Source organism: Armatimonadota bacterium, assembly GCA_020354555.1.
Taxonomy (GTDB): Bacteria; Armatimonadota; Hebobacteria.
Window position 1 is genome coordinate 1059154 of record CP070648.1, and the last position, 13183, is coordinate 1072336.

The 13183-nt window shown below is 65.4% G+C and carries 12 protein-coding genes; 8 read left to right on the top strand and 4 right to left on the bottom strand.

Going from position 1 to position 13183, the window contains the following annotated elements; all coding sequences use genetic code 11:
• The coding region (locus JSV65_04355) for a hypothetical protein (GenBank protein ID UCH35588.1) at window positions 1-358 on the bottom strand (358 nt) is incomplete at its 3' end.
• Window positions 355-1668 carry a DegT/DnrJ/EryC1/StrS family aminotransferase gene (locus JSV65_04360; protein UCH35589.1) on the bottom strand — a complete coding sequence of 438 codons (1314 nt, stop codon included), beginning with the start codon at window positions 1666-1668 and terminating at the stop codon, window positions 355-357. The genes JSV65_04360 and JSV65_04355, both read right to left, overlap by 4 nt.
• A 184-nt stretch (window positions 1669-1852) precedes the next feature.
• Here JSV65_04360 and JSV65_04365 point away from each other — a divergent pair, with 184 nt between their 5' ends.
• From JSV65_04365 to JSV65_04395, 7 genes are all read left to right on the top strand, one after another.
• Window positions 1853-3256, top strand: a complete 1404-nt coding sequence (locus JSV65_04365; GenBank protein ID UCH35590.1) for an ABC transporter substrate-binding protein — start codon at window positions 1853-1855, stop codon at window positions 3254-3256.
• Window positions 3247-4146 carry a sugar ABC transporter permease gene (locus tag JSV65_04370; GenBank protein UCH36699.1) on the top strand — a complete coding sequence of 300 codons (900 nt, stop codon included), beginning with the start codon at window positions 3247-3249 and terminating at the stop codon, window positions 4144-4146. Before JSV65_04365 ends, JSV65_04370 begins: the two co-directional genes overlap by 10 nt.
• Window positions 4143-5000 (top strand): carbohydrate ABC transporter permease, encoded by an 858-nt coding sequence (locus JSV65_04375; protein UCH35591.1) that lies wholly within the window; start codon window positions 4143-4145, stop codon window positions 4998-5000. The genes JSV65_04370 and JSV65_04375 overlap by 4 nt, the downstream gene beginning before the upstream one ends.
• Before the next feature lie 149 nt (window positions 5001-5149).
• Window positions 5150-6163, top strand: coding sequence for an alkaline phosphatase family protein (locus JSV65_04380; GenBank protein UCH35592.1), 1014 nt, complete (start codon window positions 5150-5152; stop codon window positions 6161-6163).
• 321 nt (window positions 6164-6484) lie between these two features.
• Window positions 6485-7507, top strand: a complete 1023-nt coding sequence (locus tag JSV65_04385) for an alkaline phosphatase family protein (protein ID UCH35593.1) — start codon at window positions 6485-6487, stop codon at window positions 7505-7507.
• Window positions 7508-7717: 210 nt separating this feature from the next.
• Window positions 7718-8221, top strand: coding sequence for a nitroreductase family protein (locus tag JSV65_04390; GenBank protein UCH35594.1), 504 nt, complete (start codon window positions 7718-7720; stop codon window positions 8219-8221).
• Between the two features lie 128 nt (window positions 8222-8349).
• A complete protein-coding gene (locus JSV65_04395; protein ID UCH35595.1) occupies window positions 8350-9495 on the top strand; it encodes a PD40 domain-containing protein in 1146 nt (381 codons plus the stop codon).
• Between the two features lie 191 nt (window positions 9496-9686).
• Here JSV65_04395 and JSV65_04400 read toward each other — a convergent pair whose 3' ends face one another.
• Window positions 9687-10313 carry a hypothetical protein gene (locus JSV65_04400; protein UCH35596.1) on the bottom strand — a complete coding sequence of 209 codons (627 nt, stop codon included), beginning with the start codon at window positions 10311-10313 and terminating at the stop codon, window positions 9687-9689.
• Window positions 10314-10556: 243 nt separating this feature from the next.
• Window positions 10557-12554, bottom strand: a complete 1998-nt coding sequence (locus tag JSV65_04405; GenBank protein UCH35597.1) for a hypothetical protein — start codon at window positions 12552-12554, stop codon at window positions 10557-10559.
• 272 nt (window positions 12555-12826) lie between these two features.
• Between JSV65_04405 and JSV65_04410 the strand changes: the two genes are divergently transcribed.
• Window positions 12827-13123: a DUF2061 domain-containing protein gene (locus JSV65_04410; GenBank protein ID UCH35598.1), complete on the top strand. Its 297-nt coding sequence runs from the start codon at window positions 12827-12829 to the stop codon at window positions 13121-13123.
• The last annotated feature ends 60 nt before the right edge of the window (window positions 13124-13183 follow it).

Here is a 13183-nt window from a genome sequence, read left to right on the forward strand (position 1 = left end):
CCTGGTATGACTCGACGGCGCGCTTCCACGCGTCCGGTCGCGCCGGCGGTTCCCCGTCCCACATCGGCACCGTCTCCAGAATGCGCGCACCCAGTTCCGCGCCCCACGCCACGCTGTCCCTGATGCGGTCGAGCACGTCGCGGCGAACCTTTGGGTCGGCATCGGCGATCCCTGGGTGCCAGTCCATCATGGAGTGTATCTCCATGCCGCAGTCCGCGGCGATGTCGCGTAGCCGCGCGACGGGCAGCTCGACCTCCGTCTTGCGCCGCATCTCGACGCGGCGATACCCGATGTCGGCGAGCCTGGGCAAGCTTACGTCTTCACTGCCGAGGTAGTTGCTGAGGATGCTCAGTTTCATTGCTCTGCCCTCGTCTTCTTGGCCCCTGCTCTTCGCGTGGGCCTCGCCGAGCGTCGGCCGGAAGCCGTCCCTCTGAGCCGCGCTCTCGCCCCGGCCTCGCGCAGCTCCGTGACCAGCGCCGCCGCCTGCTCGACGGCGTAGTCCATCTGCTCCGGCTTGTGCAGCGGCGAGATGGGCAGGTTGACCTGCTCCTCGAACCACACCCGCTCGACGACCGGGCACTCGCCGAAGCGGTGCCCCTGCGCGCGCATGTACCCCGTGAGATGGCACGGGAAGAAACGGTTGTTGATGCGCACGCCGCGCGCCTCCAGACCGCGAATCAGGTCGTCGTGGTTGACGCCCGTCTCGGATTGGCTGATGAAGAACGGGTAGAGGTGATAGATCGAGAGGCGTTCCGGCGACACCGGCTGTACGCGAACGCCTTCGATCTGCGTCAGGCCTTCGGAGTACCGTCGGGCGAGCTCGCGCCGCATCCCGTTCATACGGTCGAGCTTGCGCAGTTGCACCCGGCCGACGGCCGCCTCCGCGCCGGTCATGGGGATGTTCATGCCGACGTAGTTGACCTCAGGCCAGTCGTGGGTGTACGCGTCGCCGGAATGGTCGCTGTACGTCGGCTCGGGCTGCGCATACCGCCCGATGCGGTTCGTCCGTCGCTTGACGCGCCTGCCCCCGAAGCCGCGCCCGCGCATGTCGCGCAGGCGTTCGGCGTATTTCCCGTCGCCGGTCGTGATCATTCCGCCGCGGCCCAGCGTGGTCATGTTCTTGAGCGAGCCGAAGGAGAAGCACGTCACGTCGGCGATGGAGCCGATCTTCCGCCCGTTGTATTCCGCCCCGGACGCATGCGCGGCGTCCTCTACGACCGGCAGCTTATGCCTGCGCGCGATCTTCATGATGGGATCCATGTCACACGGCAACCCGCCGTAGTGCATAACGTAGATCGCCTTTGTCTTCGCCGTGATCTGCGCCTCGATGGTTGCGGGGTCAATGCACAGCGTCTCGGGTTCAATGTCCCCGAAGCGCACCGTCACCTGGCGCGCGAGGAACGGGAGCATCGTCGCCTGGAACGTTTGAGGTGTGCACACGACCTCGTCGCCGCGGCCGATGTCGAGGGCCTCCGTCGCCATGTGCAAAGCAGTGGTCCCGGACACCGTCCCCACGGCGTGCTTGGCGCCGGTGTATTCGCAGAATTCCTTCTCGAACTCGCGCAGGATCCAGCCTCCCTCGTAGCTGTCCTGCTGAAGGGCCAAAGCGATCGCTTCCATCTCCTCGAAGTCGTAGAGCGCGCCCAGCCCGTACTCGGGTACGATCATCGCAATCCTAACCTCCGGGTGTTGCCGCCCGGCGCACAGCGGGGGCGGCGGACAGGACCAAGAAGTTACGCCAGACATGCCCGCTCACCTCTAGCCCACCGGCCGCGCGAGCGCCGCAGTGGAGGTGCCCGGTCCTCTCCCGAAGAAGACTAAGGGCGGCCATGCTCGATGATGGATGTTATAAGTGAATGCCCGACGCACAGAGCGCTGCGCCCGGCTGAGCCTGCGAGGACGGGCGCGCGGCCAGGTGCCGGTATGGCTGCCGGCGCTGATCGGGCTGGCGGCGGTGGCGGCGGTGCTTCTATGGATGGGGCTTGCGGCCGTGGGCGGTCCCGCCGGCCAGTCGAACGACGGGCGCATCGAGATCACCTACTGGGCACGCCACACCGGGCACGAGTACGAGGCCGACCGCGCGCTGGCTGAGGAGTACAACCGCAGCCAGGACAGAGTCCGCGTCCGCCCTCTCCCCATCGGCTACAACCTCGAGAAGATCGTCACCGGCATCGTCACCGGCACCCCGCCCGATGTCATGACGATCTCCGATGACATGCTGCTCGAACTCGCGTGGCAAGGGGCTTTCATGCCACTCGAGGAACTCCTTGCCGAGCGCGGGATACGGCAGCAGGACTACTTCGCCTCGTGCTGGCGGGCGGGACACGTCAACGGCCGTCTCTATGCTTTGGCCGTCACCTCAGATTCTTATCTCCTGCTCTATAACAAGGGCGCGTTTCGCGAAGCGGGGCTCGATCCGGAGCGCCCGCCGCGCACGCTCGCTGAACTCGACGACTATGCCGACCGGCTGACGAAGTACGGGCCCAACGGCGAAATCGAGCGCATGGGGTTCGTGCCGTGGATCATGTGGGACCACAGCACGATGTACGGTTGGCTGTTCGGCGGCGAGTGGTACGATGCCGCATCCCGCCGCGTCACTCCTACTCACCCCGCGATTCTTCGCTCCTTCGAGTGGCAGCGCAAGTACGCCCGCAAGTACGACATCAACAAGATCATGAGCTTTCAGCAGGGCTTCGGGTCGTACTTCAGCGCGATGAGCCCGTTCTACGCGGGCAAGGTAGCGATGATCGTGGAGGGCGAGTGGCAGGTCACCTTCACTAAGAAGTACGCGCCCAAGCTCGACTGGGGTGCAACGCCGGTGCCGCCTCCGCCCGGCGGCAGGATCGCCTCCAGCGGCGGCATGGTGCTGTTCGCGATTCCCGTCGGCTCGCGCCGTCCCGAGGCCGCCGCCGACTACATCGCCTGGTATCACACCGCGCGGCGTCGCGGCACGACTCCCCTGAGCGATTTCAACTACGCCATCCACAATATCCCGACGCGCCGCGAGGCCGCCGCCGAGCAGCGCTTCATGGGCGACCCCAAGTTCCGCCCGTTTGTGGAGCTGTTCCTCAACGACCAGGTGCACAACAATCCGCCGCTACCGAACATCATGCTCTACACCGACGAGATAGACGTGGCTCGCGAGCAGATCATCCGATTCCAGAAGGAGCCGCTGGATGCCATGCGCGACGTGCAGGCGAAAGTGCAGCGCGAACTCGACCGCGCGCTGACCTATCTGAGGAATCCATTGCGGTGACCGCACTCGCTCGACGCAATCTCAGAAACGGGCTTCTTTTCGCCTCGCCGTTTATCGTCGGCCTGGCAGTCTTTACCATCTACCCGGTGGTCGCGTCCATCTACCTCAGCTTCTGTCGCTACACCATCCTCCGTCCGCCGCAGTGGGTGGGCCTGGACAACTACGGCCTGCTGTTCACCGAGGACCCGCTGTTCTGGAAGTCACTCTACAACACGCTGTACTACACCGCGCTCGCGTTGCCGCTCGGGCTGGTGCTTGCCCTGGTGCTGGCGACGCTGCTCAACATGAAGCTCAGGGGCATGGCGCTCTATCGCACGCTCTACTTCCTGCCCACCATCGTGCCGACCGTCGCGGTGGCGATTCTCTGGCTGTGGGTCCTCAATCCCGAGTACGGCGTGCTTAAGGCGGGGCTGGCCGTGCTCCACGTCCCGAGCCCGGGGTGGCTGGCGGACCCGCAATGGAGCAAGCCCGGGCTCGTGGTGATGGGGCTGTGGGGCGTCGGCGGCACGATGGTCATCTTCCTCGCGGGGCTTGCCGGCATACCGCAGCAGTTCTACGAGGCTGCTGCGATTGACGGCGCCGGCAGGTGGTCCCAGTTCCGCCACGTCACCCTGCCCATGATCACGCCGACGATATACTTCAACCTCGTGATCGGCCTCATCGCCTCATTCCAGTACTTCACCCAGGTCTACATCATGACCAACGGCGGGCCGACGCATTCGACCCTGTTCTATGCGCTCTACCTCTACCAGAATGCGTTCCGCTACCTGCGCATGGGATACGCGTCGGCGATGGCGTGGCTGCTGTTCCTGGTCATCCTCGCGGCCACGCTGTTCATCCATCGCACCAGCGCGCGGTGGGTGTACTACGAGGGAGGGGAGGCGCTGTGAGCGCGGCGACTGCGATAGCCGCGCGGCGCTTGCGGCGCCTCGGGGGCCTGACCCTCGCGCACGCCGCGCTCATCGTGTGCAGCAGCGCCTTCCTCGTCCCGTTTGCCTGGCTCGTCTCCACTTCGCTCAAGTCGGACCCGCAGATCTTCGTGTTCCCTCCGCTGTGGATGCCCCGGCCGGCGCTGTGGCGCAATTACATCGAGGCCCTGCGATACATCCACTTCGTAACGTACCTGCGCAACACGACCTACGTCTGCACCCTGGTGGTCGTCGGTACCGCGCTGTCAAGCAGTCTCGTCGCGTACAGCTTCAGTCGGCTCCGCTGGCCAGGGCGGGACCTGCTGTTCCTGGTCGCGCTGGCGACGATGATGGTGCCATTCCAGGTGACGCTCATCCCGCTCGTCATTCTGTTCGAGAGGCTCGGGTGGATCGGGTCGTTCCGTCCCCTGTGGGTGCCGGCGTTTCTCGGCAGTGCCTTCTTCATCTTCTTGCTGCGCCAGTTCTTCCTGACCATCCCCCAGGAGCTTTCAGATGCCGCCCGCATTGACGGCGCCAGCGAATTCGACATCTACTGGCGCGTCATACTGCCGCTCGCCAAGCCGGCATTGGCTACCGTCGTCCTGTTCGCGTTTATCGGGAGTTGGAACGATTTCCTGGGCCCGCTGATCTACCTTAGCGACGAGTCGAACTACACGCTCGCGCTCGGCCTCCAGCAGTTCCAGAGCCAGCACGGGAGCGAATGGGCCTATCTCATGGCGGTCTCCACCGTCATCACCTTGCCTGTCATACTCCTGTTCTTCTTCACGCAGCGAACGTTCATTCGCGGTATCGCGCTCACTGGCCTCAAGGGATAAGTCCTCGGTGGCATGGGCAAGGCCGTTTACGCTCGTCGAGGGCCTCGGAGTGCGCTCCGGGCCTGGCACGTATCTTGCTGCATTTCCCCATACGCCGGCCCTTCTCAACGCTGACTGCCGCACAATCCAAGCCGCGAGGGGAACGAACGATGCTCCGAGGGCACACCAGGGCGGTCGTCTCACTCGCCGCGCTGGGGCTGGTGACGGCGGCAGTCTCGCACAGCGCTCTGACGCGGCGTGACACTCCCAGGAATATCATCCTCATCGGATGGGATGGCGTCCAGCGCGATCACCTCAAGCAGATGATCGCACGCCGCGAAGTGCCAAACCTGATGGCGCTTGTCGTCAACGGCAAACTCGTCGCCATTGACATTGCGCGGACGACGGACACCAAGGCCGGCTGGACGCAGATCCTCACCGGCTACGAGCCCGAAGTCACCGGCGTCTTCAACAACCGGCGCTTCCGGCCCATACCGCTGGGCTATACCGTATTCGAGCGCCTGGAAGAGTCCTTCGGCCCGGAGAATATCTACACGGCGGCCATCATCGGAAAGCTTCACAACCTCGGCGGCGCCGGCCCAAGCAAGGTGCCCGCCGACGAGCCAGAGCCCGAAGCCGGGCAGGAAGACCGCCGCTGGATGCGGCCGCGCCCGGGAACGCCGATCCCCGCCGAGCCGTTCTACCTCGTGAAGAAGAACCTCGACCTCTATCAGGAGGGACTGGGGGATGCCGACAGCGTTGGCGCTCGCGCGTTGCAGGTGCTCGACAAGCACGGCCGGGAGCGCTTCTTCCTGTTCGTGCACTTCGAGGAACCGGACAAGCAGGGGCACATCTACGGCGAGAACTCCCCGGAGTATACGGATGGAGTGAAGCAAGCCGACAAGTGGCTGGGCAAGATCCTCGCCAAGCTGCGCGGGCTGGGCATTCGCGACGAGACCATGGTGTACGTGACGTCGGATCACGGCTTCGACGAAGGATTCAGGTTCCACTTCGACGCCCCGTACACGTTTCTCGCCGCGGACGACCGGGCGGTGATGCGCCGCGGCCTCCGCGAAGATATCGCGCCGACTATCCTATGGCGCTTCGGCGTGGAGCCGTCGAGTATTGATCCACCGCTCGCCGGCCACCCCCTGCAGCAGCCCTACACTCCGCCGACCTGGTAGACTCCGCCGACTCCGAATCGGCCTCACACCGAACGGCGTTCTGCCCCAGCGCGTCGGGCGCGATCCATATCTTACGGGCGAAACGCTTCCCCTGGGGATCCCTTACGTTGATCGGTGTGCGAGTGCCTGTCCAACAAGCGCCCGAGACCGACGAGACGGGATGTCTGCGGGGCGCGGCGGCATAGACGCCCACTTTTTTCGGCGCGCGCGAAACCAATCACCCCGCTGCGGCGTCACTCCTTAAGCGAGTGACGCCAATCGAGTGCGCCGTCGGCCGCTTGCTTGGCACGCTCGCAGACGTCTTCACCTCAGGAGGTCGGCATGTCACGAAGGACTGCGGCTGTTCTAATCATCGCAACGGTGTTCGCGCTCCTGACGTTGTCCCCGTACGCCTTGCCCGCGGCGCAGCAGACACCCAAGAACATCATCCTCATCGGCTGGGACGGGCTCCAGCGAAATCACCTCAAGGAGATCATCGCGCGTGATGAGGTCCCCAATCTGATGGCGCTCGCCGAGAAGGGCAACCTGGTGGCAATAGATACCACCCGCCGGACGGATACCAAGGCGGGCTGGGCGCAGATCCTCACCGGTTACGAGCCCGAGGTCACCGGCGTCTTCGGCAACAACAGATTCCAGCCCATCCCCGTGGGCCTGACCGTATTCGAGCGTCTGGAGGACCACTTCGGTGCCGAGAACATCTACACCGCTGCGGCCATCGGCAAGCTGCATCACGTCGGCTCGGCGCCGCCGGGAGGACGGCCGGTCGGGCCGACCGGCGCGGCGCGGCCCAGGCAGCGCCAGCAGGCGCGGGCGGCGCAGCGCGCGCGACAACCCGGCGGCCGTCTGCCGGGTGAGCCGTACTACCTGACCAAGGACAACATGGACTTGTTTCAGGAGGGCCTCGGCCCCGCCGATAACGTCGGCGCGCGCGCGTTGGAGGAACTTGAAACACACGGCCGTGACCGCTGCTTCATGTTCATCCACTTCGCCGAGCCTGACCACCCCGGCCATGCGCACGGCGAGAACTCCCAGCAGTATACCGACTCCGTCAAGCACAACGACGAGTGGCTCGGCAGGATCGTCGCGAAGCTGGAGGAGTTGGGCGTGCGCGACGAAACGCTGATCTACGTTACCGCCGACCACGGGTTTGATGAGGATCGGTCGAGTCACAGCGACGCGCCGTACGTGTTCCTTGCCACCGACGACCCGCTGGTGATGCGGCGCGGCCTGCGCGAGGACATCACGCCTACGATCCTGTGGCGCTTCGGCGTGGACCTATCGGCTATCACCCCCGAACTCGACGGCCACCCGCTCCAGCAAGCGTATCAGCCGCCGATATGGTAAGGGCGCCGCGCGAAGCCATGTAGCGCGGCCGACCCCGCCGTGGTTCGCCTTGGACGCGCGGCGGCGGAGGAGTCCACCGCGCTCACGGGCAGAGTGTTGAATCGCATCAAAGGAATGATCGGGCCGCACCGCGTACTGCTTATAGAGCAGCCGGTGCGGCCTCGCTTCTGACGCTTCGCAGCGGCCGCGACTTCGTAGGAGGTGAGCGTTATGGATCTGTTCGAAGCCATCGAGAAGCGCGCTTCCGTCCGCAACTTGCAGCCGGTGGACATCACTGACGCCGACCTCAACCGCATCCTCGACGCAGGGCGCAGGGCGCCGTCGGGCTACAACCGCCAGCCCTTCGAGCTCATCGTCATCCGCGAGCCGGGGTCGCTCGCCAAGCTCGCGGAATCGCAGGCCTGCATCGGCGATGTGAATACGGCAATCGCGGTCGTCGCCGACCCGGACATGTCGAAATACTGGCTCGAGGACCTTTCCGCCGCGACCGAGAACATGCTGCTCGCCATTACCGCGCTCGGGTATGCCACAGTGTGGGTCGAGGGGCGCATCCTGCCCAACGAGCACGAACTCAAGCACATGCTCGGGGTGCCGGAGAAGCTTCGCCTCATGGTCGTCCTGCCCGTCGGCAAGGCGCTCGGCATGGCCAAGCAGGCCGACAAGCGCCCGCTCGAGGAGGTCGTCCACTACGAGCACTATGGCAGCCGCGGGTAGAGGCGCCGTGTCGGCATAAGGCAGGTGCCGGAGGCGGGGCCCGTCGGCGCAGCGGCGGAGCCCGGGCGTGTCATTCCAAGCGCAGCGAGGAATCTCGGTCGCGATCGGAGCTGAAAGGCGAGGCCCATATGCCACTCGCGGATGTGACGCAAATCGCTTTCGAGACTCTCGCCGATCCCGATACCGGCGTCGATGTCACCCGTGTGAGCGACGACCACGGCGACACCATATTCCCGTACTTCACGCAGGTGCTGTTCACCGACGACGGTGAGGACCTGCTCGTGAGCAGCAACCGTACGGGGACGTGGCAAGCTTACCTGCTCTGCGTATCTACCGGCGAGTTGCGGCAGCTCACGGACGAGCCCGAAGGCATCCGCGCGCACGGCTCCACGGTGCTCCCGACGAAAGGGGCGGTCGCGTTTCTCACCGGCAACGTGCTCAAGCGCGTCAACCTCGACGGCTCCGGCACGCGGACGCTCTACGAGGCGCCGCAAGGCTTCAGCCCCTCCATCCTCGCGCCGTCCGCCGATGGCGCGTCGGTGACTTTTGCGTACAGCGAGGGGCTCGCACTCTCCACCGAAACCGGCCGCATCTACTCCACGATGGCTGAGCGCCTCTACCGCCGCCCGGCGAGCGTCGTTATGCGCGTGGACACGGAATCGGGAGCGGCGGCGGCGCTGTGGGGCGAGCGCGAATGGATCAGCCACGTCAACGTCAGCCCGGCGGACGGCGATATCGTCGTCTTCTGCCACGAAGGCTCATGGCACCTCGTCCAGCGCATGTGGACACTGCGCGCGAGCACCGGCAAGGTGTGGCCGCTCGTCGAGCAGAGGAGGCTGCTCGAACGCTCCGGGCACGAGTTCTTCACGCGCAGCGGGCGCGTCGTGACGCAGTACTCCTGGCGTTTCCACGCGAGCGCCAAGGACTGGGTACCGCTCGATGTCTTCGTCAACCCCGATGGGAGCGCGCCGCAGGCGTTTCGCTACCTCCACGGCCGGCCTTCGCACGTCCAAGTTGCTGGCGACGAGGCCCTCGGCGTCGGCGACTGCGCGTTCCCGTCCGCGGGCTTCGCCGACGGTCGCAGCTACATGGGGCTCATCCGTTATGAGGACGAGCGGGCCGTCATGACCGCGCTGTGCCGCCACGACTCGTCATGGCTCACCCAGCATTCCCATCCACATCCGATCTTCAGCCCGGACGACCGCTGGGTCTACTTCAACACCGACCGCGGTGGGCGCTGCAACATCTACCGCGCGCCGGTGCCATCGCCCTGAATCTTTCGTTCACGGCGTCACGGTGAGCGGCAGGGCGACGCCTGTGCCGCGCCTCGGTCTGTGTTCCTAAGGGACTCTCGCGGCACTCCGGACGGCACGGAGCCGAGTTACCACCTGGAAGGGCGGGCGACCCGTGTGCAGTGTGAGAGGAGACCCCGTCTGGTAGCAGCACGGTCGGCGAATCCAGCGCCTTAGTCGAATGACCAGAAGAGCCAGCCCTGGGGCAGCAGGCAGATCGGATAGGTCGGCCGCTCGTCCGGGATGATCTCGTCAATCGGGCGCGCGCGGCCGTATTCGGAGTAGTCCTGGTTGCTGCGGTACAGCAGCTCCTGGAGCGCCGCGAACTCGATGCTCCTTACCCTCAGCTCGAAGCCGTCGTCGGACGTCGCGTACTCGACAACGCGGTATTCGGCGGTGCCTGTGTCGGGAATCCTCGCGAGATACTTCGGCACGAGCGCATCCATGGTCGCGGGGTATTCCCCCGTCGCCTCTCGGTACGCACCCAAGGCCGTGATGAGGGGCTGCATGCGCTGCGGGATCAGCGCAATACGGCGAAGATAGACGCGCTGCGTCCACTGGCCGAGATGGCCGAAGGTCACGTACAAGGCGGCTGTCACGGCGATCCAGACGACGAGCGACTGGAGACGGTGACCGCGCCAGGCAACTGCCGCGACGGCTACGATAACGAAAGCCGCAAGGTATCCTAGAAGGAGCGGCACCCCGAGCACCCAGATGTTGGCCTGGAAGGCGTCCAGGCCGCGTATCGGTCGCGACAGGGGCAGTAGAGCGCTCGACGTGACGGCAATTGGAAGTGCCAACAGGGCGGCCGCCGCTGCAGCGAACGCGATGATCCATCGGCGGCGAAGCATCGTCTCCAGCCTATGCGACAGTATCGCCGCTCCGCCCCCGTCCCGTCGGCAGCCAAGTGACGACCCATTGGTGCAGTGCCGCATCGCGGTTGTCTCCCTGCCGCCCGCTCGCCCCTGATAGAGTACCGCGAAGCACGACCCCTGACAAGCCCAGCGGGAGCGCCTACCGTTGCTCGGCCAGACGGAGCGCCCCTACCGCAGCCCTCCCGACGGGAACAGCGCATGCCCCCGCAGGCCGGTCATGGCGTCAACCACGAGCCACAATGCCACCCCCGCGAACTCGCCCACGACAAGCCCGATGAAAAACGGCCGGATGCGCCGGTACACGGACAGCGTCGAATACCGCGTGATGAGTGAACTCACCGCCCAGCCGATGAAGAACGACGCCGCGATCTGCTCCAGCGCCGGGCTCCACCCCATCAAGTATCCCACCGGGCTCAGCCGCCACCACAGGAACCTGCGATGCAGTTGCACCAGCGCCAGCATCACCGCCGCCCCGACGAAGTTCCACCACACGAAGTACCAGTTCGGGTCGCGCTGCGTCTCCCAGCGGTTCTTCAGGCGGTCGTAGTTCCACACCGGAATGTGCCGCGCGCTCATGTCCCACAGACTGATCGCTCCGTGACGATAGAAGATCGTAAGCCCCACTACATAAGAAACAACGACAGCCGCGACAACGCCGAGCATGATCGGCCCGCACAAACGAAGGATGGACATGCGCTCGCTGCCCGCGATCTTCAGGGCATCGGTGATGAAAGGCATGGTGATGGTGCGCCGGTCGTTGATGAAGATCGCCTGATGCAGGTAAATGACGAACGACGTCGGCGCGCCGAGCGCAGTCATCCCGAGCGGGTAAGCGAGCATATCTCCGGGCAGAAACTCCGCCGACCACGCGGCGAAGAAGACACCGGCCTGCGCCACGAGCCGCGCGATGACGAACGCGATCGTGAGGTAGAGCACGATCGCGGCCAGCGCGTAGCCCGATTTCATCCCCGCCGCCACACACCACACCCACATCAGCGCCAACCCGACGGCGAGGCCGTACACTCCCCAGCGCACCTCCCGCTGTTCCTGCGGCGTGTCCTCCTTCGTTTGCCTGTGCAGCAGCGCTGGGCCAACGCGCCGCCCGACCTCCCACAGCATCAGAAATGCCATGAGGTAGAACGCGCCGACCTGCTGCCCGCGGGAGAAAAGCTGCATGCTCCACATCTGGGTAACCGAGCCGGCCTCCACGCCGTAGGACCCGATGGCGTAGAGCTGAATCTTGCTGATGATCCAGAACAGCCAGATGCTCAACCCCACCTCGGCGCTGAGGAGAAAGCCGATGCCGACAGCGGAGGGATAGAAGTGCAGCCCGGTGCCTTCGAGGTTGAGCATCGGCAGGCGGGTGGCGCCGCGCACGAGAGGCACATCGGTGATATGGATCGTGGGCAGCGCGGGGAGATACTGCTGCCCGCCGAGGATGACATGGAATCCCAGCGCCGCGAAAAAGCCGATCCACAGCGTACGCGACTGAAGTGTCCGCGTCAGCCCGTGCGGTGTCTCCTCGCCGGCAACCAACTCCAGCGGCACCTGCGCGAGCGGATAGGTCAGGCGTTCATCCTGCACCCACCGCTTGCGGACGACGAGCGCCAGCGCCATGCTCGTGCCGACGAAGAGGATGAAGAACAGGCCCCACGCCACCATCGGCGCGAGCCACTCGCGCCACGGAATCCCGCGCCCCTCCGGCAGGCCCTCGAAGAAGTGCGTGACCGTCTCCGGATTGTGCGGCGCCAGCCACGGCTTCATGTACGGCATCAGCAGCAGGAGCCACTCGTTTTCCGGCGTCGCGTAGTAGTACCCTCCCGCCGGCACGGTGAGCACGTATGCCAGGAACGCACGCGCGGGGACCGCCGACGCGACGAGCATCATGACGTAAATGAGCAGCAGCTCGCCACGCGATAGGCCCCAGCGCTCGCGAAGACGAACCAGCGCGCGGTTGACGACGACTACGAGGAGCAGGAAGACCACCATCACCCCTGCCGGCAGGTGGTTGGCGGCGATCTCGCTGCCCTGCATCACGAGTAAGGTGTAGGGCGTGGCGATGCTGAGGAAGATCACGCAGCCCAGGCCGAGCAGGACGGCCCGCGCGGTGAGGATTCGCCTGGGGGCGGCACCCGAGCCGTCAATCGGCGCGTCGCCTGGTCCCACAGAAACCGCCTCTCGTTCTTGCTCCTGCTTCACCCTGACTGATGTCCGGCGAACACGCCGCGGTCATGCTGCTCGATACAGTCGCGCCGGGATGTCCCGCCGCCACTCTTCGGCATTCGCGTTCCCGCGACCTACACGGAACCGGCGCCGTTCATCCGTTTTTCGCCCGTCGCGATTGGCCAAATTGCGAGCGGAGGGTATAATATGATGCCGTTGACCCAGGCGTGGCGCGCGGCAATTCGGGCGTCGCGCCTGTCCGAGGCGAGCACGACATGACAGAACATCGCCGCCGCAGTGTGGTTAAGGCCGTTAGCTGGCGCATACTTGCGACCATTACAACCATGGGCGTCGTTTACGGGTTCACCGGACGCCTCGATCTGTCCCTCGGCGTGGGCGCCGTCGAAGTCGTAGTGAAGATGCTGCTGTACTATGCCCACGAGCGCCTGTGGGGACGTGTCACCTGGGGCCGGCCCAGTCACCCGCTGGCCGCGCTGCCGGTCACGAAGCAGTTGACCTCCGAGGATATGGACGAGATTCGTCGTCGGCTCGAAGAGTTGGGGTACTTGTAAGTCCTGGCCGCGAACCGGCCGGCCGGCGGGGCGCCTGCGGTGACGAGAAGCTCCGCCCGT